Here is a 17,932-nt window from a genome sequence, read left to right on the forward strand (position 1 = left end):
GTGGATTCACAACTTCGCTAGTGTATGTTGTAATGCCCAAAAGACAGGGAGAGCAACATGTCAGTACAACCACAGGCGTTGAAGTTTGACTTCACTTCTTCCTTGAGGAAAACTCTGGAGCGCTTCGAGCAGCTTAGCGATGGAAAGCGCGAAGATTATGATCGGGCAAAGAAAGTTGCTGATAAGCTGGAGACGGAAGAGCCATTGATTGGCGAAAAAGAAGAGATCTCTTGAACTCAAGCGTTAAGTAATATTTTTCATATATCCAGCCGCGCCCGCAATTCGCGCAACACCGGCAGGCTGGCGCGCACGCGGTCTTCGCCCAGATCGCGGATCAGGTCCGACACCATCGGCGTGATCGCGGCCATCGCGGCATCGCGCGCCTGACGGCCCGAGGGGCTGATCGCCACCATCTTGCGCCGCGCATCGTCCCAATCGGGGCGGATGTGCACATATCCCGCCCATTCCAGCTTGCTCAGCGTATTGGTCATCGCCCCGCGTGTGACGTGAAAGCTTTTGGCCAACTGCGCCGGGCTGCGTTCGTCCCCGATCCGCGCCAGATGGTTCAGCACCGAGAAATGCGAGATTTCCATGCCTTTTGGCAAAACCCGTGTCAGGCGGCTGCGGATCAACTGCTCATTCGTCAGAATCTCGCTAAAGAGCGCCACGGCAAGGGAATTGCTGGTCGTATCGGTCATTCAGGGCCCGTCAAACGCTCGGTCATGGCGCAGCGAAGGCACGCGCCTGCGCGCTTGTGCCACCGCATCGGGGTCAAGATCAACCATCACGATGCCCGGTTCGACACCGCCATCGGCCAGAACCTCTCCCCATGGTGCCACAACCATACTGTGCCCATGGGTCTGACGGGTGCGGCCCGATGTCGCGGCATGGGTGCCGGTCTGTGCCGGGGCCAGCACGAAACAACCGGTCTCGATCGCACGGGCGCGCAACAGCACCTCCCAATGCGCAGCACCCGTGACGTAGGAAAACGCCGCCGGCACCGTCAGGATCGTGGCCCCCGCCTGTGCCAGGGCGCGGTGCAGATGCGGGAAACGCACGTCATAACAGATCGTCATCCCCAGCTTGCCCAGCGGCATATCGGCGACAACCGCCCGATCCCCGGGGCGAAACCCATCCGATTCGCGATAGGTTTCCTCGGGGCTGACATCCACATCGAACATGTGGATCTTGTCATAGCGCGCGACAATGCCGCCATCCGGCCCGATCAGGAACGACCGATTGGCAAAGCGCCCATCCGGATCATCGGTCCGGAGCGCGAGCGACCCGATCAAGAGCCAGACACCCGCCTCTGCCGCACGCGCACGCAGGCCCGCCAAAGTCGGATCGCTCTCTTCAGGATGCAGCACGGAATTCTGATGCGCGCGGCTGCCCGAAACACAATTCGTGACCTCGGGGGTCAGGATAAACTCCGCCCCCTGCGCAATCGCCGTGTCCATCATAGCCAGCGTGATCGCCAGATTGGCCTCTGGATCATCGCTGCTGTTCAGCTGCAAAAGAGCGGCGCGCATCGCCCTCACCCGCGCAACAGCGCGTCAAGCTTGCCCGCCTGTTCCAGCGCATAGAGATCGTCACAGCCGCCGACATGGGTGGTGCCGATAAAGATCTGCGGCACGGTATGGCGGCCATTGGCGCGCTTCATCATCTCGGATTTGCGCGCCGGCTGCGCCAGCACGTTGATTTCCGAAAAGTTGACGCCCTTCTTCTGCAACAGACGCTTGGCCGAATGGCAGAATCCGCAGAGCGGCGATGTATAGATTTCCACTGGTTTCATGATTGGGGTCCCCGGTTCGCACTGGCGCGAACTTAGGCATCCTTGGCGGCGCGCGCCAGTGTCACAACGCTCACATCACCGCTACCCGCTGAAATACATGCCTGCGCCGCCACCGAGAGCGTCGCCCCCGAGGTCATCACATCATCCACGATCAGAATGGAGCGGCCCGCAATCAATCCCCGATGTCGCGCCGTGACCCGAATCGCATCGGTCAACATGGCGTGCCGCGCCTCGACACTCAGACCCTTCAGGCTCTGGGTGCGTTTCAACCGTGTCAGGAGGTCGGGGCACCAGGGCAATCCGGTCTCGCGCGCCAGACCCTGTGCCAAGAGCGCGGATTGATTGAACCGCCGCGACAGCATCCGCATCCAGTGCAGCGGTATCGGCGCAATCAATGTATCGGGCCGCAACAGGGGCTGCGCCGCCCGCGCCATCCATTTCGCCGCCGGGCGCACCACATCATGCCGGTCCCCATGCTTGAGCATCAGGATCAGCTTGCGCCCGTTCTCGTGATAGCGCATCGCCGCGCGCCCCTGTGCCCAGGGCCGCGCCATGCGCAAACACTCGTCGCAATGGTCCACCCCAACATGCGCCTCACCGGGCAGAGGCACGCCACAGGTGTCGCAGACCAGCCCCGAGATGAACGGCGTATCGCGCCAGCACGGACCACAGAGGCCAAAATCGCTATCCACCACCGCGCCACAGAGCGTGCACCGCGCCGGATAGACCAGGCGAACCGCCGTTTGAAAAGCCTCTGCCAGCACTCTATTCTTGCCCCATGACCCAAACGCCCCTCACCGACCGTGCCGCCCTCAGTCGCAACCGCCAGCGCGCCCAGCGCGCCCCGGCCCTTTTCCTGCACGAGATCGCCGCCGATGAGGTCGAGGATCGCCTGAGCCTGGTTAACAAATCCTTTACCGCGCCCGCCGTGGTGACGGGATTTCCGCAATTCTGGCAATCCCGCTTTCCCGAAGCGCGGATCGTGCCGGATGACGAGGTGCTGAACCTGGAGCCCGGCGCGCATGACCTGGTCGTTCACGCGCTCTGCCTGCAGTGGGCCAATGACCCCGTGGGCCAGCTCATTCAGGCGCGGCGCGCGTTGCGCCCCGATGGCCTTTTGCTTGTCGCGCTCTTTGGCGGCGGCACGCTTCATGAACTGCGCAGCGCGCTGGCGCAGGCCGAGGCAGAGGTGCGCGGCGGCCTCTCGCCCCGTGTCCTGCCCATGGCCGAGATCCGCGATCTGGGTGGGTTGATGCAGCGCGCGGGCCTCACCCTGCCGGTTGCCGATACCCTTCCGCTCCGCACCAGCTATGCCGATCCTCTGGCCCTCATGCGCGACCTGCGCGCCATGGGCGAAACCAACGCCATGACGGCACGCCCCCGCACTCTGACCCGGCCCCATATGCTGCGCCGCGCCTGCGAGATATATGCACATGCCTTTGGCACCGACGACGGGCGCGTTCCCGCGACGTTCGAGATGATCTTTCTCACCGGCTGGTCCCCCGACGCCAGCCAGCCCCAGCCGCTGCGCCCCGGATCGGCCAGCGCGCGGCTCGCCGATGCGCTTGGCGCGGTGGAAAATCCGCTCAAAGATTGACCTTTCGGGCACAGCCTATATGTCACCCCTGTCCCGGAACTCACAGGAATGACCAAGCCATGCTTGACGCCAGCCATGATGCCGCCCGCCCAGAACATGCCGCCGCCGATCACCCCAAGGTGCCGCGCGCGAAAACCGGCGTGCTCTTGGCCAATCTCGGGACGCCGGATCACTACTCCTACTGGCCGATGCGCCGCTATCTCAACGAGTTCCTTTCGGACCGCCGGGTGATCGACTACAGCCCGTGGAAATGGCAACCGCTCTTGCAGCTCATCATCCTGACCAAGCGGCCGTTTACCAGCGGGCACGCCTATAAATCCATCTGGAACGAGGAAAAGGGCGAAAGCCCCCTGATGACCATCACCCGCGACCAGACCACCAAGATGGCGGCCGCCATGCAGGCCCGCTATGGCGATCAGGTCATGGTCGATTTCTGCATGCGCTACGGCAACCCCTCGACCAAATCCAAGGTGCGCCAGATGGTTGAGGCGGGCTGCACGCGAATCCTCTTCTTCCCGCTGTATCCGCATTACGCCGGTGCCACCTCGGCCACCGCGAACGACCAGTTCTTTCGCGCCCTGATGGATGAGACATGGCAGCCCATCGCGCGCGTGGTCGAACCCTATTTCGAGAACCCGCTTTATATCGAGGCGCTGGCGCAATCGGTCGAGCGCGCCTATGCCGCGGTCGAAAAGCGGCCCGAAATCCTAGTCGTGTCCTATCACGGGATGCCAAAGCGCTATCTGATGCAGGGTGATCCCTATCACTGCCAGTGCCAGAAAACGACCCGCCTGCTCAAGGAACGGCTCGGCTGGGCCGACACCGAGATCACCACGACATTCCAGTCGGTCTTTGGCCCCGAGGAATGGCTCAAGCCCTATACCGTGGACGAGGTCGCGCGCCTAGCCCGAGAAGACGGCAAGAAACGCATTGCCGTGATGGCCCCCGCCTTTTCCGCCGATTGCATCGAAACACTGGAAGAGATCAACGAGGAAATCCGCGAGAGCTTTGAAGAAGCAGGCGGCGAAGAGTTCACCTATATTCCCTGCCTCAACGACGACGACGCGCATATCACGGCGCTGTCCTCCATCGTCGAGAACAACCTCAAGGGCTGGCTCGACTAAGCGGCGCACTGTCACGCACAAAAAAAAGGCAGTGGTTTCCCACTGCCTTTTCTTTTGGTGCCGTTGCCGGGCTTAGTCAGCAGCGATCACAGCTGCGACGATTGCCAGCAGAACCAGCGGAACCCAAACGCCAGCAGCGGACGAGCTTGCAGCGGTTTCTTCAACAACAACCGGTGCCTCGATGACGGGCTCCGACAGGTTGCCTGCGAAAGCGGTCGAAGCAGCGGCGCTCAGGGCAGCAGCGAGAACGAGTTTCTTCATGATTATCCTCCAGATATTGGCAAGACGCTGCAACACACAACGTCGAGCACCCAAGACTTAACCTCGTAAGATTTTCTAATCAGCAATCCAGAACGAATGCAATTATATCTTGGGTCCTTGGCCCCATAAATCGCCAATATTTCGTCAAATTAGCAACACCTGCGTGCCGACTTTGGTCAAAGAGAACAATTCCGCGATGTGCTCATTATAGAGACCCACGCAGCCATTCGATGACCGACGCCCGATCTTGCGCGTGTCATGGGTGCCGTGAATGCGGTAATAGGTCCAGCTCAGATAAAGTGCGTGGGTGCCCAGCGGGTTATCCGGCCCGGGCGGCACAAAGGCGGGCCATTCCGGATTGCGCTTGAGCATCGATGGCGTGGGGCGCCAGCTTGGCCCCTCAACCTTTTGCACAACCGCAGTGCGCCCGCGCCGCGTGAGATCCTCGGTCAATGGCACGGAAGACGGGTAAAGCTTGTACACAGACTCGTCCGCGCTCCAGAAATGCACCGCGCGTGAATCGATATCGACCAGAATGGCCCCGTTGTTCAGGTTGGAAAAATAGGGGCGCCAATCCAGCATCCGGAAACCGGAAATATTGCGCCGCACCGTTTCCTCCAGCGGGCTTTCCATCTCGACGGTCCCAGCGCCGTCCACACTCTGCGCCAGTGCCGGGGCCCCCATCAACGCCGCAGCGCCAGTCAGGAACGTGCGCCGGTTCCACGAAATCCGAGTGTCATGGGTCATGGTGAAGAACTCCAGTCAGACAAGCCGATGATCCTTGAGCTATAGGATGCCAAGCCTGCGCTCGCAAATCAAGAAAGTCACAGCGCGCAAGGTTCTGCGCATGTGGGTTTGAATCGCAACGCAAGCCGGGCTAAAGCAGACGTCGAAACAATATTCGGGTGGTTCTGCATCATGGCGCGTCTTTATATCCTGCTGGTTTCGGCTCTTTTGGCTTTGTCCGCCTGTGCCGCACCGCCCCCGCCGCAATTGGGTTCGGATGGCAAACCGCTGCCGCGCGTCTATCGGATCAAGCCCGGCGAGACCTCGGAAATCCAGTTCCGCATGCTCGATTCGGTCAATTCCCTGCGTCAGGCCGCTGGCCAGCCGCCGCTGTCGCTTGATTCGGCCCTGACCGCCGCCGCCGCCACCCATTCACGCGATATGTCGGTGCAGAACCGTCCTTGGCACTTTGGCTCTGACGGCTCTTCGCCGCTCGACCGGGTGCGCCGCGTCGGCTATTCCGGCAATCTCGTGGGCGAAACCATCTCGGAAACCTATGAGACAGAGCTTCAGACTCTCGCCGCCTGGATGGAGGAAGAGGGCACGCGCCGCGTGATTCTCGACCCCGACGCGCGCAAGATGGGCTTTGCCTGGCTTCAGGAACCCGGCGGCAAGATCTGGTGGACGATGATCCTTGGGGGTTGATCACGCATTGAGCGTGATCGGCGTCCCGTCGCGGACCATGGCATAGACATCCTCCATCTCGCGGTTCTTGACCGAGATACAGCCCGCCGTCCAATCGGGGCTGAACATGGCCAGCGCATTGGGCTCACCATGAATGAAAATATCGCCGCCCGGCGATCTGCCATGCGCCTTGGCATAGGCGATGTCCGCCTCATTGGGATACGAGATGCCCAACGACAGGTGAAACGCGCTGTTGGGATTGCGCCGGTCGATATGATACTCGCCCTCCGGGGTGCGCCCATCGCCCTCGAACTGCTTGTGGCCCTGCGGCGCAAAGCCAAGATCGACGCGATACCGCTTGAGCGGGCGATCATGGTGCAAGAGGAACATCTCGCGCTCGCCCTTGTTCACGATGATGCGCGTCACCTCGGGGCCGCGATAGGTCCGGAATTTGGAGTCCTGCCTGCTACACGCGGCAAGGGCACTCAGCCCCGCCAGCATTACGAAACGTCTGTTGGAGATCATTGTTGTCTTCCGCTTGCTGCTCGCGCGTTTCATACCTCAAAACAGGGGTATGGTGGTAGAGGGATTTGTCAGGATCACACCTTGTTCAGCGTGAATCCGGCCACCAGTTCCACATGCGCCGACCAGCGGAATTGATCCACCACCCGCACCGGCCCCATCGCATAGCCCGCGCCGATCAACACCTTGGCATCGCGGGCAAATGTCACAGGGTTGCAGGATACATAGGCCAGACGGTGCAGGCCCGAACGCGCGATTTCCGCAATCTGCGCCTCGGCCCCGGCACGCGGCGGATCAATCACCGCCGCATCGAACCGCGCCAATTCATCCGGCAAGAGCGGACGGCGAAAGAGATCCCGCACCTCGGTACTCAGCGGATGCAGCCCCGCCACCCCACGGCGCCCAGCATCCAGCGCCGCCAGCATCGCGGCCTCGCCCTCGACCGCATGCACCTGCGCCCGCTGTGCCAAAGGCAAGGCAAAGGTGCCGCATCCGGAAAATAGATCGACGATCCGCCGCGCCCCCGCCAAAATAGTCTCTGTTTCAGCCAAAAGCGCCGCTTCGCCCTCGGGTGTCGCTTGCAGAAACGCGCCCGGCGGCGGCACCACCCGCGCCGCGCCAAAGGCCTGCACCGGCGGGCGCCGCGTCACGACAACCTCGTCGTCCCAGGCCAGCCGCGCCAGATCATGCCGCTCTGCCAGCGCCGCCAGCGCAATCCGGAGCGGCCCATCCAGCGGTTTGCCCTCGGCCACCGCCACATCCAACCCGACGAGGGAGCGCGTGACGCTGACCGCCAGCGCCGCCTTGCGGCTCGTGCCCGTCGCGGCCAGATCGCAGGCCACGCTCAGCCCGCGCAACACCTCGGGATGCAGCAAGTGACAGTCCGGCACCTCGATGATCACGTCGCTGCCGCGCGCATGAAACCCTGCCATCGCGCCCTTTTTCGTGCGCTTCGCAGCAAAGACCGCCCGTCGCCGGGATTGCGGCGGCGAGACATGGATCGGCAGAAACTCAGCCGCGATGCCATGTGCCGCCAGCGCCGCGCGCACCACCTCTTGCTTCCACGCGGCAACGAACCCGTCCGACGCATGCTGCACCTGACAACCGCCGCAGGACCGGAAATGCCGACAGGGCGCGCCCACCCGATCCGAGGACGGCGTGATAATGCGCACATCGGTCAGGGTCTGGCCGTTCAGCGTGCCCGACACCCGCTCGCCGGGCAGGGTCAGGGGCGCATAAACCGGCCCTTCGGCAATGCCGTCGCCCTGATGCCCCAACCGTATGATGTCATGCTCGCTCATGCCTGCGCCTCTACCCCGCTTGGCCGCGCCGTGAAAGCCCGCTCAGAGCAGATCATCGCGCGTCAGCGTAAAATTCGACTCGATCCAGCGCCGCTCCAACGCCTGCAACCGTTCGCCCAGCGCGGGGCCGGTATACTCCGGCATCAGGTCCGCCGCCGTGACCGGAAATCGTGCCTTGGCCCCTTGGTTCAGATCCTCGGCAAAGCGCGCACGCCAGGACATCTCCAAGAGCGCCGCGCGCAGCAACAGGATCGCGCGCCCCTCTTCGACGCCGTGGCGATACCCCAGTTCCGCCGCCTGCGCCGTTTCCGCCGCCGCCATGCGCAAAAGATCGAGCCGCCGCGCATCTGCCCGTGACAGGCGCAAGCGCTCTGCCACCGTTTCACCACCTACCGCAGCCAGTCGAAGAATCGCATCCGGGGCCGTGTTCGTCTCTGATTCCAGATGCACCAGCAGGGTCAGGGCGCGCGCGTCACTCCCCGGCAGCACCGCGTTCAACACCCCCGCCTCCTGCATCGCCGCCACCGAAGGGGCCGGATCGGGCGCGCCCAAGAGCTTGCGCATCTCGGCCCCCACGCGTTCACGAGAGAGGCGCGCCAAGCCCTCGACATTGCCAGCGCAGGCCGCCAGCCCCTCTGCATCGAGCCCGCCCTCGGGATCACCATACCAGGCGTGAAACCGGAAGAATCGCAGGATTCGCAGATAATCCTCGCGAATCCGTTGATCCGCATCCTCGATGAACCGGACCCGCCGCACCCGCAGATCCTCCAGCCCGCCCAAAGGATCGACCACATCGCCATCGGGCCGCGCATAAAGCGCGTTCATGGTAAAATCCCGCCGCCGGGCATCGGTGTGCAGATCCTCGGCAAAGGCCACCACCGCATGCCGGCCAAAGGTCTGCACATCCTTGCGAAAGGTCGTGACCTCGTGGCCGATGTGACCCGATACCACCGTAATCGTGCCATGCTCGATCCCCGTCGGGACCGCCTTGAGCCCAGCCTCATCGGCCAGTTCCATCACCACCTCGGGCCGCGCGTCCGTGGCAATGTCGATATCCCCCACCGGCGCCCCCAAGAGCGCATTGCGCACGCAGCCACCGACAAACAGCGCCTGATACCCCGCGCCGGTCAGCATCTCACAGACCGCCTGCGTCGCCTTGGCCTCGATCCATGCGCCCGAAACCTTCATTCCGACCCCGCCAGATCCGCAAGATTGCGCAAGATTCGCGCCGTTGCCCCCCAGATGTAATAGGGGCCATAGGGCACCGCATAATAGCGCCGCCAATCCCCGCGCCAGCGGCGTTTTTCGACCCTATATAGGCTCAACTCGAGAAAATGGGCCAAGGGAACATCGAACACCTCATCGACCTCGCCCTGCTCGGCACGGGGCTGAAACGCCCCATGCACCCGCGCCAGAACCGGCGTTACATCAAACCCGGTCACGGTTTCATGCCGGGGCAGAAACCCCAGCACTTCAACGCCCCGCCGATCAAGGCCGATCTCTTCCTCGGCCTCACGCAGCGCCGTGGCGGTAATATCGGGATCGCCCGCGTCCTGCTTGCCCCCCGGAAAGGCGATCTGCCCCGGATGATGCCGCAGTTTCGAGGACCGCTTGGTCAGGATCACCCGCCCGTCACACACCGGCACCAGCACCGCCGCCGCCCGCAGCTTGCGCCCCTCGGGCAAGACGACACCGGGATTGAGATCATAATCCGACGAGGGCGCCCGCGCGGCCCGCAGCGCAGCCAACGCCCGATCGAGCGGATCAGTCACCGCCCCCGGCCTCGTCATCCTTGGCCTCGAATCCGACTGTCGCCGGGTCCAGCCGATAATGCGCGCCGCAAAACTGGCAATCGGCGGTCACAAGCCCCTCTTGCGTCGTCATGGTCGCAATATCGCGCGCGGAATAGATCGACAGGCTGCTGCGCACCCGCTCCTCCGAACAGGTGCAGCCAAAGCGCACCGCCTGCATGTCGAAAACGCGCGGCCCCTCTTCGTGAAACAGCCGCACCAGCAGATCCGTCGGTGCCACCGACGGCCCGATCAGCTCCAGATCCTCAACCGTGTCCAGCAGGAAATTGGCGCGATTCCAGTTCTCGGCATCGTCGCCGTCCAGAATATCCTCGGCCTGCAAGAGCCCGCCATCGCCAGACCCGCCCTCATTGGCAAAGGGCGAGGCCTTGGGCATATGTTGCAGCATGACACCGCCCGCGCGCCAGTGCTCCATGCCGCCTGCCTCGGTGGACTTCCCGAAACTCAGCGCAAAGCGCGTCGGCAATTGCTCGGACTGGGCAAAATACGCCTCGGCACAATGGCGCAGCGCCTCTCCGGCGATGGGCGTGATCCCCTGATAGGGCGTCGTGCCCTCGCCCTGATCCAGCATGACGGCGAAATACCCTTCGCCCAACTGATCGAAGGGACGCGCATGGCTCAAGCGCTCTGCGTCGAAACTGGCATAGGCGCGCATTCGCGCGGGCTCGCCCGGCTCGCTCGGGCCATAGTAATCCGTGGCGATCATCCGCACCGCACCGCGTGTCTGGACCTGCAACGACAGTTTCCACCGCAGCTTGATCGTCTGCCCGATCAACGCGGTCAAAAGAGCCATTTCCGCGATCAACGCCTCGACCTGCGGGGGGTAATCGTGCTGTTTCAGAATCCCGTCCAGCACCCCGTCAAGCCGCACCACCCGCCCGCGAATATCGGCGCGGTCAAGCTGAAAGGGCAGGATCGTATCATCCCAGGCGATTTTCTGTCCAAGTGTCATGGGCTTTCCTTTGGGTCTCGACTTGGCATATCGCGCCTGTACCGTCAGGACAAGCCAACCCCAAGAGAGGTGCCAGATGATCAGACGATTCGGAGACAGCCCCCGGCCCGATGTGGCCTATCGCCTGCGTCCCGGCGCCTATGCCATCCTGCCGCATCGCGGCCGGCTGCTCGTGACCCATCAGGCTGACCCGCTGCCAGAGCTGCAATTGCCCGGCGGCGGCATTGATCCCGGCGAATCACCCGTCCAGGCGCTCTATCGCGAGGTGTTCGAGGAAACCGGCTGGCTCATCGCGCGGCCCCGGCGTCTCGGGGCCTTTCGCCGGTTCACCTATATGCCGGAATACGACCTATGGGCAGAAAAGCTCTGCATCATCTTCCGCGCCCATCCGGTGCGACGACTGGGCCCACCCAGCGAGCCGGGGCACCGCGCGGTCTGGATCGCACCGGAGCAGGCCGCACAGGAGCTTGGCAATTCCGGCGATCGGCACTTTGTCAGCCGGGAAATCCGCTGCCTTTGAATTCCAGCAATACCCCAGAAATATCATCGTTGAATTCGGCATCCCCGGCAAATTCCGACAATTTCCACACCAGCGATTCGAGCAGCGCCATGCCGCGCGTCTGCCGCAACTCGCGCAGGATCGCGGCCAGCCCCTCCTCCTGCAACAGCGCGCCGGTTTGGCCCGCGCACTCGATCACCCCGTCGGAATGGATCAAGAGCCGGTCGCCCGGCCCCATGCGCAGCTCGAATTGCTCGAACTCGGCCCCGTCGATCAACCCCACCGGCAAACCGCCCGCGCCGATGAATTCCACCGTGCCATCCGCCCGCTGCACCGCCGGGTGCGGATGCCCGGCCTGAGACAGGATCACCCGCCCGCTCTCCAGATCGACATCGGCCAGAACAAGGGTGAAATAATGCTCGGTCTCCATTTCTGACATGATCAGCCGGTTCAGCATCGCAATTGCCTGTGCCGGCGGGCGCGGCACGAACCGGCCATCGCGCGTCTTGCGCAGGGCGAGGTTCTGCTCCGGCACAGAGGCCGAGAGATAGCCCGCCAGTCGCGCCGTCATCAGTGCCGAACTGATCCCATGTCCCGACACGTCGATGCCATAGAGGCCGATGCGCGTGGCCCCGATCGGGAACATCCCCACCAGATCGCCGCCCACATGCCCCGCCGATTGCAGCATCAAAGACACCTCCGCCACGCCGAAATCGCGATAGCGCTCGCTCACCAGCGATTGTTGCAGCTTCTTCGCCTCGATCAGATCGCTGTCGAGCGAATCATAGAGCGTTTGCAACTCGTCCAGCGTCGATCTGATCAGCCGGTTCTTCTCGGTCAGCTCGCGCTGCATCCGCAGGATACGCGCCCCCGCCGAAATCCGCGCCCGCAACTCGGCGGCATTGACCGGCTTGGTCAGAAAATCATCCGCCCCGGCATCAAGGCCCAGCGCCACCTCATCCTTGTCGCTCTTGGAGGTCAGGAGGATGAAATAGCCATAGCTCTCATGCTGCATCTCTCTGAACCGGCGACAGAATTCCAACCCGCTCAGCCCCGGCATCATCCAGTCGCTCATCACCAGATCGGGCGGGTGATCCCGGCAGAGACGCAAGGCATCCTCGCCTGATTCCGCCTCTTGCACGTCGAATCCCCAGCGCTGCAAGGATGCCGTCAGGATGCGCCGCTGCAATCGGCTGTCATCCACCACCAGCACGCGCTGGATCACCCCGCCGCCTGCATCCGTCCCCGCCACCTGTTCCGCTCGTGATCGCACCCGCGCCACCTTTTACACTGTCTCCGCCTTTCCTAGGCGCACAGGGTTTAACAGGAGGTGAATATTAAAATTCGCACGGCTTTCCGGCGTGGATTAACCCTTTGTCAGCGCTTTGCGTTCAGTCTGGCACCAGGTATCGGAGGGTAGATTATGATCGACTGGGGCCGCGTGCAGGACCTGCGCGATGAAATCGGGGCTGACGCCTTTGGCGAGGTGGTCGAGCTTTTCCTGGACGAGGTGGATACCGAGATCGGGAAACTGCGCCTGCCGGATGCCGGCACGGACCTCGAGGCGCTGTTGCATTTCCTCAAGGGCAGCGCGCTCAATCTCGGCTTTGCCGCCTTTGCCGATCTCTGTCATCAGGGCGAACGCGCCGCCGCCGCCGGTCAACACGATGGGATCGACCTCGACGCTGTGCTCGCGTGCTACACGCGCTCGAAATCCGAATTTCTGTCCGGTCTGGTGCGGGTCATCGCCGCCTGATCCTCAGATCAGGAACTCGGCCAGCACCTCATCCCGCGTGATGTCGCGATACTCGAATCCGGCCGCATCCAGACGCGTCAGGATCGGGGCAAAATTCTCGGGCCGCGTCGTCTCGATCCCGATCAGCACAGAGCCAAAGTTGCGCGCGGATTTCTTGAGATACTCGAATCGCGCAATATCGTCCTCTGGCCCCAGAATCTCCAGGAACTCGCGCAGCGCCCCGGGCCGCTGCGGCATCCGCAGGATGAAATACTTCTTCACGCCGGAGAACCGCTGCGCCCGCTCCTTGACCTCGGGCAAGCGTTCGAAATCGAAATTGCCGCCCGACGTGACACAAACCACCGTCTTGCCCCGGATCGCCTCTGCCATATCCTTGAGCGCATCAACCGCCAGCGCGCCCGCCGGCTCCAGCACGATCCCCTCGATATTCAGCATTTCCAGCATCGTGGTGCACAGCCGATCCTCTTCGATCACCATCGCGCGGGCCGGGTCAATATCCGCCAACCGCGCGAATGTGCGCGCCCCGATCTGCGCCACAGCCGCCCCGTCGGCAAAGGTGTTCACATGCCGCAAACGCACAGGCCCCCCCGCCGCCAGCGCCGCACCCAGACAGGCACCCCCCGCCGGCTCCACCAGCGTCAGCGCGGCCCGCGCGCCCACATAGCTGCGCACCCCCGCCGATAGCCCGCCACCGCCCACCGGCAGGATGAGGTGATCGGGCATCCCGCCCAGTTGTGCCTCGATTTCAACCGCGACGCTGGCCTGTCCCTCGATCACATCCTCGTCGTCAAACGGCGACAGGAAATGCCCGCCCACCTGCGCGCAATAGGCCTGCGCCGCCGCCAGCGTGTCATCGAAATAATCGCCCGTCAGCCGGATCGCCACCGCATCGCCGCCAAACTTTTCGGTCTTGCCGATCTTTTGCTGTGGCGTGGTCACCGGCATGAAGATCACACCCTTGACCCCGAAATGCCGGCACATATAGGCCACGCCCTGCGCGTGATTGCCCGCACTGGCACAGACAAAGGTCGCCGTTTCCGGCCGCACCGCCAACACCTTGCGCATCGCATTGAACGCGCCCCGCAGCTTGTAAGAGCGCACCGGGCTCAGATCCTCGCGCTTGAGCAGGATTTCAGCGCCATAGCGCTCGGACAGGTGATCATTGCGCTGGAGCGGCGTCGGCTCGAACACAGCGCGCATCGCGGCCTCTGCGGCGCGGGCATTTTCCTGAAACTCGGTCATGCCTGCCTCAGTGCCGCAATCATGCCCGCCTGACAAGGGGCGCACCTTGCCCCGCCACGCAAAAACAGCTAAGCGCGCACCGACGTTCGCGAGAGAGGAAAGACCATGTCCGCGCCCAAGAAAGTTGTTCTGGCCTATTCCGGGGGCCTCGATACCTCGATCATTCTGAAATGGCTCCAGACCGAATATGGCTGCGAGGTCGTGACCTTTACCGCCGATCTGGGACAGGGCGAGGAACTGGAACCCGCGCGCCAAAAGGCCGAGATGCTGGGGATCAAACCCGAGAACATCTTTATCGAGGATGTCCGCGAAGAATTCGTGCGCGATTTCGTCTTTCCGATGTTCCGTGCCAATGCGCTCTACGAAGGTCTTTACCTCCTGGGCACCTCCATCGCCCGCCCGCTGATCTCCAAACGTCTGGTCGAGATTGCCGCCATGACCGGCGCCGATGCCGTGGCCCACGGCGCCACCGGCAAGGGCAACGATCAGGTGCGGTTTGAACTCGCCGCCTACGCGCTCAACCCGGACATCAAGGTGATCGCGCCCTGGCGTCTGTGGGATCTGACCAGCCGGACGCGGCTCATCGACTTCGCCGAAAAGAACCAGATTCCGATCGCCAAGAACAAGCGCGGCGAGGCCCCCTTCTCGGTGGACGCCAACCTGCTGCACACCTCCTCCGAAGGTCGCGTGCTCGAGGACCCCGCCGAAATGGCCCCCGATTACGTCTATCAGCGCACCGTCAGCCCCGAGGATGCGCCCGATACGCCCGAGTTCATCGAAGTCTCCTTCGAGCGGGGCGATGCCGTGGCCATCAACGGCACGGCCCTCAGCCCTGCCACGATCCTGACCGACCTCAACGAATATGGCCGCAAACACGGCATCGGGCGGCTTGATTTCGTGGAAAACCGCTTTGTCGGGATGAAATCGCGCGGCATCTACGAAACCCCGGGCGGCACCATCCTGCTCGAGGCGCATCGCGGCATCGAACAGATCACCCTTGATAGCGGCGCGGGTCACCTCAAGGATTCGCTGATGCCGCGCTATGCGGAACTGATCTACAACGGCTTCTGGTTCAGCCCCGAACGCTACATGCTTCAGGCCGCCATCGACAAAAGCCAGGAACACGTGACCGGCACCGTCCGCCTCAAGCTCTACAAAGGCTCGGTGTCCTGCGTTGGCCGCTGGTCGGATCACAGCCTCTATTCCGAGGCGCATGTCACCTTCGAGGATGACGCCGGCGCCTATGATCAAAAAGACGCCGCAGGTTTTATCCAGCTCAACGCGCTGCGCCTCAAACTGCTGGCAGCGCGCGACCGCCGGCTCAAGGGCTAACCGCCATGGAAGCCGATTTCTGGCATTCCCGTTGGGAAAACATGCAAATCGGCTTTCACGAGGGCGCGGTCAACCGCATGCTCTCGGCCCATATCGGCGCGCTGGGTCTCGATCCCGGCGCGCGGATCTTCCTGCCCCTCTGTGGCAAGACCCGCGACATCGCCTGGCTCCTCGCCCAAGGGTATCGCGTCGCAGGCGCGGAACTCAGCGACATCGCCGTGTGCCAGCTTTTCGAGGAACTGGGCGTCACGCCAGAGATCACCGACCATGGCACGCTGCGCGCCTATGCCGCCCCCGGCGTGATAGTGTTTGCAGGCGATATTTTCGCGCTTACCCCTGAATTGCTCGGGCCGGTGGACGCGATCTACGACCGCGCCGCGCTTGTGGCCCTGCCTGCCGATATGCGCGCGCGCTACACCGCGCATCTTGTGACGCTGACCGCGACCGCGCCGCAATTGCTCATCACCTTTGAATATGATCCCGCGATCATGTCCGGCCCGCCCTTTTCCGTGACGGCGGCAGAGGTGAACAGCCATTACGCATGCCATTACCGGATCACCCAACTGGCCGATCTCGACGTGCCCGGCGGGCTCAAGGGCATCTGCCCCGCACGCGAACTGGCGCTGCATCTGGCACCGGCCTGAGCAGTTTTTGGCCGAAATCACCCGCCAATAGCGAAACATCGCTCAACTGCCCGTGACATCACAGTGTCGTGGATTGGGTTCAGGCTGCAGTTGCAGCATGATGGCACCATCAGGAGGGCAGATCCATGATCACACATCTTCGGGAAATCAAGGCGGGCGTGCTGGCGCTGCTGATCATCCTCGGGCTTTGCGTCCACGGCACCCGGGCCCACGCGGCAGAGCGCGAAACGCTCGTCGTTGCAGGTGGCTGTTTCTGGTGCGTCGAATCGGATTTCGAGCAGGTCCGGGGCGTAATCGCGGCCGAATCAGGCTTTACCGGCGGCAGCGTCGAAAACCCCAGTTACAAACAGGTCTCGGCTGGCGGCACCGGGCATTACGAGGCGGTGCAAATCACCTTTGACCCTGCCCAGATCACCCGCGCGCAACTCTTGCAACTTTTCCTGCGCTCGGTCGATCCGACCGATGCAGGCGGCCAGTTCTGCGACCGGGGCGAGAGCTATCGCACGGCGATTTTCGTCTCTGATCCGGCGGAAAAGCGTATAGCCGAGAACGCGATCGCCGACGCGCAAGCAGCATTGGGCCAACAGATCGTCACCCCGGTCCTGAACGCCCAGCGCTTTTATCCCGCCGACGCCTATCATCAGGACTATTACAAAAGCAGCGAGATTGTCCTCACCCGCTTTGGCGCCCGAACCAAGGCCAGCGCTTACAAACTCTACCGCGACGCCTGCGGGCGTGATGCGCGTGTCAAAGAGCTTTGGGGCAAGGATGCGCCCTTCGCCGGTCACTCCTGAGCCAGAAACGCCGCAACCTCCGCCGCCATGGGGATCGCCCCCGACGCACCGGGGCGCGTGACGGAAATGGCGGCGGCACCAAGCGCTTGACGCAAGGCGCGCTCTGGCGCGACCCCCGCCGCCAGCCCGGCAACCAAATACCCCGCAAAGGTATCGCCTGCGCCGGTCGTATCCACCGCAACCACCTCTGGGGCTGGAATAGTCACTGTTTTGCCCAAATCCGCCTCGATCCAGCTCACACCGCCCGCGCCCCGCGTGACGCAGAACATCGGAACCTGGACCACGCCCATATCCCGCTCCATCTGCGCCGCCTCCCCCGCGTTCAACATCAAGAGCGTGACATGAGGCAAAACCGCCCGCAGCGCCGCCGCATCAAACGGCGCGGCGGAATAAGCGACGCGCAACCCCTTCGCCTCGGCCAGCCGCGCGGCCTCGGCCTGCAAATTCGTCTCGTTCTGCATCAAGAGCCAATCGCCCAGCCCCGCCTCTGCCAGCGCCGCGTCAACATCCTTTAGCCGCAGCGCCCGATTGGCGCCGCCGTGGACCAGGATCGCATTCTCGCCGCTCTGCTCGACCGCAACAACCGCATGGCCCGACACGCCGCAGTCGCGGCGCACATGCCGCACATCCACACCCGCCTCGGCCAGTTCGGCCACCATCCAATCGCCATCCGCGCCCACCGCGCCGATATGTGCCACCTTGGCCCCGGCCCGCGCCGCCGCAATCGACTGGTTGGCGCCCTTTCCGCCCAGCGCCTGCGCGTAACCCTGCACCGCAACGGTTTCGCCCGCGCGCGGCAGCTGCGCCACGCGGTAGATATGGTCGGCATTGATCGACCCGACATTGAAAATCATCCCGCCCGCTTCTTCCTGGCCCAAATACTCATCTTGCCTTT

General features: G+C 63.3%; 23 protein-coding genes. 9 read left to right on the forward strand and 14 right to left on the reverse strand.

What is annotated here, in order from left to right; all coding sequences use genetic code 11:
• Window positions 1-57 precede the first annotated feature (57 nt).
• The gene (locus MVC20_RS17780) at window positions 58-234 is read left to right on the forward strand and encodes a hypothetical protein (protein ID WP_297543821.1); all 177 of its coding nucleotides are present in this window, start codon (window positions 58-60) and stop codon (window positions 232-234) included.
• A 23-nt stretch (window positions 235-257) separates the two neighbouring features.
• Here the strand turns inward: MVC20_RS17780 and MVC20_RS17785 are convergent, their stop codons facing one another.
• Genes MVC20_RS17785 through MVC20_RS17800 form a run of 4 tightly spaced genes read right to left on the reverse strand, consistent with a single transcriptional unit; the run spans window position 258 to window position 2,556 of the window.
• Entirely contained in the window at window positions 258-698 is a 441-nt protein-coding gene (locus MVC20_RS17785) for a MarR family transcriptional regulator (RefSeq protein ID WP_297543823.1), read from the reverse strand.
• A complete protein-coding gene (locus tag MVC20_RS17790; protein WP_297543825.1) occupies window positions 699-1,529 on the reverse strand; it encodes a carbon-nitrogen hydrolase family protein in 831 nt (276 codons plus the stop codon).
• Window positions 1,530-1,534: 5 nt separating this feature from the next.
• Entirely contained in the window at window positions 1,535-1,792 is a 258-nt protein-coding gene (gene grxC, locus MVC20_RS17795; protein WP_008282716.1) for a glutaredoxin 3, read from the reverse strand.
• Window positions 1,793-1,824: 32 nt separating this feature from the next.
• Window positions 1,825-2,556, reverse strand: coding sequence for a ComF family protein (locus MVC20_RS17800; RefSeq protein WP_297543827.1), 732 nt, complete (start codon window positions 2,554-2,556; stop codon window positions 1,825-1,827).
• 14 nt (window positions 2,557-2,570) lie between these two features.
• Between MVC20_RS17800 and MVC20_RS17805 the strand changes: the two genes are divergently transcribed.
• A complete protein-coding gene (locus MVC20_RS17805) occupies window positions 2,571-3,389 on the forward strand; it encodes an SAM-dependent methyltransferase (RefSeq protein ID WP_297543828.1) in 819 nt (272 codons plus the stop codon).
• Between the two features lie 59 nt (window positions 3,390-3,448).
• A complete protein-coding gene (gene hemH, locus MVC20_RS17810) occupies window positions 3,449-4,513 on the forward strand; it encodes a ferrochelatase (protein ID WP_297543830.1) in 1,065 nt (354 codons plus the stop codon).
• A gap of 72 nt (window positions 4,514-4,585) precedes the next feature.
• Here hemH and MVC20_RS17815 read toward each other — a convergent pair whose 3' ends face one another.
• Together MVC20_RS17815 and MVC20_RS17820 are read right to left on the reverse strand one after the other, a co-directional pair.
• Window positions 4,586-4,774: a hypothetical protein gene (locus MVC20_RS17815; protein WP_008282723.1), complete on the reverse strand. Its 189-nt coding sequence runs from the start codon at window positions 4,772-4,774 to the stop codon at window positions 4,586-4,588.
• A 144-nt stretch (window positions 4,775-4,918) separates the two neighbouring features.
• Window positions 4,919-5,521: a L,D-transpeptidase gene (locus MVC20_RS17820; RefSeq protein ID WP_297543834.1), complete on the reverse strand. Its 603-nt coding sequence runs from the start codon at window positions 5,519-5,521 to the stop codon at window positions 4,919-4,921.
• Window positions 5,522-5,692: 171 nt separating this feature from the next.
• Here MVC20_RS17820 and MVC20_RS17825 point away from each other — a divergent pair, with 171 nt between their 5' ends.
• Complete coding sequence (locus MVC20_RS17825) at window positions 5,693-6,205, forward strand: CAP domain-containing protein (protein WP_297543836.1); 513 nt, start codon at window positions 5,693-5,695, stop codon at window positions 6,203-6,205.
• On the opposite strand, the gene MVC20_RS17830 is transcribed toward MVC20_RS17825, so the two are convergent.
• From MVC20_RS17830 to MVC20_RS17850, 5 genes are all read right to left on the reverse strand, one after another.
• Window positions 6,206-6,709, reverse strand: coding sequence for a L,D-transpeptidase family protein (locus tag MVC20_RS17830; protein ID WP_297543838.1), 504 nt, complete (start codon window positions 6,707-6,709; stop codon window positions 6,206-6,208).
• A gap of 74 nt (window positions 6,710-6,783) precedes the next feature.
• Window positions 6,784-8,007, reverse strand: coding sequence for a class I SAM-dependent RNA methyltransferase (locus MVC20_RS17835; protein ID WP_297543840.1), 1,224 nt, complete (start codon window positions 8,005-8,007; stop codon window positions 6,784-6,786).
• Window positions 8,008-8,049: 42 nt separating this feature from the next.
• Window positions 8,050-9,195, reverse strand: coding sequence for a CCA tRNA nucleotidyltransferase (locus tag MVC20_RS17840; RefSeq protein ID WP_297543842.1), 1,146 nt, complete (start codon window positions 9,193-9,195; stop codon window positions 8,050-8,052).
• Window positions 9,192-9,797 (reverse strand): CoA pyrophosphatase, encoded by a 606-nt coding sequence (locus MVC20_RS17845; protein ID WP_297543844.1) that lies wholly within the window; start codon window positions 9,795-9,797, stop codon window positions 9,192-9,194. The genes MVC20_RS17840 and MVC20_RS17845 overlap by 4 nt, the downstream gene beginning before the upstream one ends.
• Window positions 9,772-10,770: an Hsp33 family molecular chaperone HslO gene (locus tag MVC20_RS17850; protein ID WP_297543846.1), complete on the reverse strand. Its 999-nt coding sequence runs from the start codon at window positions 10,768-10,770 to the stop codon at window positions 9,772-9,774. Before MVC20_RS17850 ends, MVC20_RS17845 begins: the two co-directional genes overlap by 26 nt.
• 76 nt (window positions 10,771-10,846) lie before the next feature.
• Here MVC20_RS17850 and MVC20_RS17855 point away from each other — a divergent pair, with 76 nt between their 5' ends.
• Window positions 10,847-11,290, forward strand: coding sequence for an NUDIX hydrolase (locus MVC20_RS17855; RefSeq protein WP_297543848.1), 444 nt, complete (start codon window positions 10,847-10,849; stop codon window positions 11,288-11,290).
• Here MVC20_RS17855 and MVC20_RS17860 read toward each other — a convergent pair.
• A complete protein-coding gene (locus tag MVC20_RS17860; RefSeq protein ID WP_297543850.1) occupies window positions 11,265-12,551 on the reverse strand; it encodes a SpoIIE family protein phosphatase in 1,287 nt (428 codons plus the stop codon). The two genes, MVC20_RS17855 and MVC20_RS17860, sit on opposite strands and share 26 nt — an antisense overlap.
• A 141-nt stretch (window positions 12,552-12,692) precedes the next feature.
• On the opposite strand from MVC20_RS17860, the gene MVC20_RS17865 reads away from it, so the two are divergent.
• Window positions 12,693-13,025 carry an Hpt domain-containing protein gene (locus MVC20_RS17865; protein ID WP_297543852.1) on the forward strand — a complete coding sequence of 111 codons (333 nt, stop codon included), beginning with the start codon at window positions 12,693-12,695 and terminating at the stop codon, window positions 13,023-13,025.
• A 3-nt stretch (window positions 13,026-13,028) separates the two neighbouring features.
• Here MVC20_RS17865 and ilvA read toward each other — a convergent pair whose 3' ends face one another.
• Window positions 13,029-14,267 (reverse strand): threonine ammonia-lyase IlvA, encoded by a 1,239-nt coding sequence (ilvA, locus tag MVC20_RS17870; RefSeq protein ID WP_297543854.1) that lies wholly within the window; start codon window positions 14,265-14,267, stop codon window positions 13,029-13,031.
• A gap of 105 nt (window positions 14,268-14,372) precedes the next feature.
• On the opposite strand from ilvA, the gene MVC20_RS17875 reads away from it, so the two are divergent.
• The 3 genes from MVC20_RS17875 (at window position 14,373) to msrA (ending at window position 17,037) form a co-directional block, all read left to right on the forward strand.
• Window positions 14,373-15,599 carry an argininosuccinate synthase gene (locus tag MVC20_RS17875; RefSeq protein WP_297543857.1) on the forward strand — a complete coding sequence of 409 codons (1,227 nt, stop codon included), beginning with the start codon at window positions 14,373-14,375 and terminating at the stop codon, window positions 15,597-15,599.
• A gap of 5 nt (window positions 15,600-15,604) precedes the next feature.
• A complete protein-coding gene (gene tmpT / locus MVC20_RS17880) occupies window positions 15,605-16,243 on the forward strand; it encodes a thiopurine S-methyltransferase (RefSeq protein WP_297543859.1) in 639 nt (212 codons plus the stop codon).
• Window positions 16,244-16,368: 125 nt separating this feature from the next.
• Window positions 16,369-17,037, forward strand: coding sequence for a peptide-methionine (S)-S-oxide reductase MsrA (gene msrA, locus MVC20_RS17885; RefSeq protein ID WP_297543860.1), 669 nt, complete (start codon window positions 16,369-16,371; stop codon window positions 17,035-17,037).
• Here the strand turns inward: msrA and MVC20_RS17890 are convergent.
• On the reverse strand, window positions 17,028-17,891 hold the full coding sequence (locus tag MVC20_RS17890; protein WP_297543862.1) for a ribokinase: 864 nt from the start codon (window positions 17,889-17,891) through the stop codon (window positions 17,028-17,030). The genes msrA and MVC20_RS17890 overlap by 10 nt on opposite strands.
• Window positions 17,892-17,932: the final 41 nt, after the last annotated feature.

The organism is Roseovarius sp., from assembly GCF_027019125.1.
Taxonomy (GTDB): domain Bacteria; phylum Pseudomonadota; class Alphaproteobacteria; order Rhodobacterales; family Rhodobacteraceae; genus Roseovarius.

Bases quoted from the DNA above. Each gene is read 5' to 3' on its own strand.
- MVC20_RS17790 (WP_297543825.1), bottom strand. From the start codon at position 1,529: ATGCGCGCCGCTCTTTTGCAGCTGAACAGCAGCGATGATCCAGAGGCC.
- tmpT (WP_297543859.1), top strand. From the start codon at position 15,605: ATGGAAGCCGATTTCTGGCATTCCCGTTGGGAAAACATGCAAATCGGC.
- MVC20_RS17815 (WP_008282723.1), bottom strand. From the start codon at position 4,774: ATGAAGAAACTCGTTCTCGCTGCTGCCCTGAGCGCCGCTGCTTCGACC.
- MVC20_RS17865 (WP_297543852.1), top strand. From the start codon at position 12,693: ATGATCGACTGGGGCCGCGTGCAGGACCTGCGCGATGAAATCGGGGCT.
- grxC (WP_008282716.1), bottom strand. From the start codon at position 1,792: ATGAAACCAGTGGAAATCTATACATCGCCGCTCTGCGGATTCTGCCAT.
- MVC20_RS17785 (WP_297543823.1), bottom strand. From the start codon at position 698: ATGACCGATACGACCAGCAATTCCCTTGCCGTGGCGCTCTTTAGCGAG.
- MVC20_RS17835 (WP_297543840.1), bottom strand. From the start codon at position 8,007: ATGAGCGAGCATGACATCATACGGTTGGGGCATCAGGGCGACGGCATT.
- MVC20_RS17875 (WP_297543857.1), top strand. From the start codon at position 14,373: ATGTCCGCGCCCAAGAAAGTTGTTCTGGCCTATTCCGGGGGCCTCGAT.
- ilvA (WP_297543854.1), bottom strand. From the start codon at position 14,267: ATGACCGAGTTTCAGGAAAATGCCCGCGCCGCAGAGGCCGCGATGCGC.
- msrA (WP_297543860.1), top strand. From the start codon at position 16,369: ATGATCACACATCTTCGGGAAATCAAGGCGGGCGTGCTGGCGCTGCTG.
- MVC20_RS17805 (WP_297543828.1), top strand. From the start codon at position 2,571: ATGACCCAAACGCCCCTCACCGACCGTGCCGCCCTCAGTCGCAACCGC.
- hemH (WP_297543830.1), top strand. From the start codon at position 3,449: ATGCTTGACGCCAGCCATGATGCCGCCCGCCCAGAACATGCCGCCGCC.
- MVC20_RS17830 (WP_297543838.1), bottom strand. From the start codon at position 6,709: ATGATCTCCAACAGACGTTTCGTAATGCTGGCGGGGCTGAGTGCCCTT.
- MVC20_RS17850 (WP_297543846.1), bottom strand. From the start codon at position 10,770: ATGACACTTGGACAGAAAATCGCCTGGGATGATACGATCCTGCCCTTT.
- MVC20_RS17780 (WP_297543821.1), top strand. From the start codon at position 58: ATGTCAGTACAACCACAGGCGTTGAAGTTTGACTTCACTTCTTCCTTG.
- MVC20_RS17890 (WP_297543862.1), bottom strand. From the start codon at position 17,891: ATGATTTTCAATGTCGGGTCGATCAATGCCGACCATATCTACCGCGTG.
- MVC20_RS17855 (WP_297543848.1), top strand. From the start codon at position 10,847: ATGATCAGACGATTCGGAGACAGCCCCCGGCCCGATGTGGCCTATCGC.
- MVC20_RS17825 (WP_297543836.1), top strand. From the start codon at position 5,693: ATGGCGCGTCTTTATATCCTGCTGGTTTCGGCTCTTTTGGCTTTGTCC.
- MVC20_RS17840 (WP_297543842.1), bottom strand. From the start codon at position 9,195: ATGAAGGTTTCGGGCGCATGGATCGAGGCCAAGGCGACGCAGGCGGTC.
- MVC20_RS17820 (WP_297543834.1), bottom strand. From the start codon at position 5,521: ATGACCCATGACACTCGGATTTCGTGGAACCGGCGCACGTTCCTGACT.
- MVC20_RS17845 (WP_297543844.1), bottom strand. From the start codon at position 9,797: ATGACGAGGCCGGGGGCGGTGACTGATCCGCTCGATCGGGCGTTGGCT.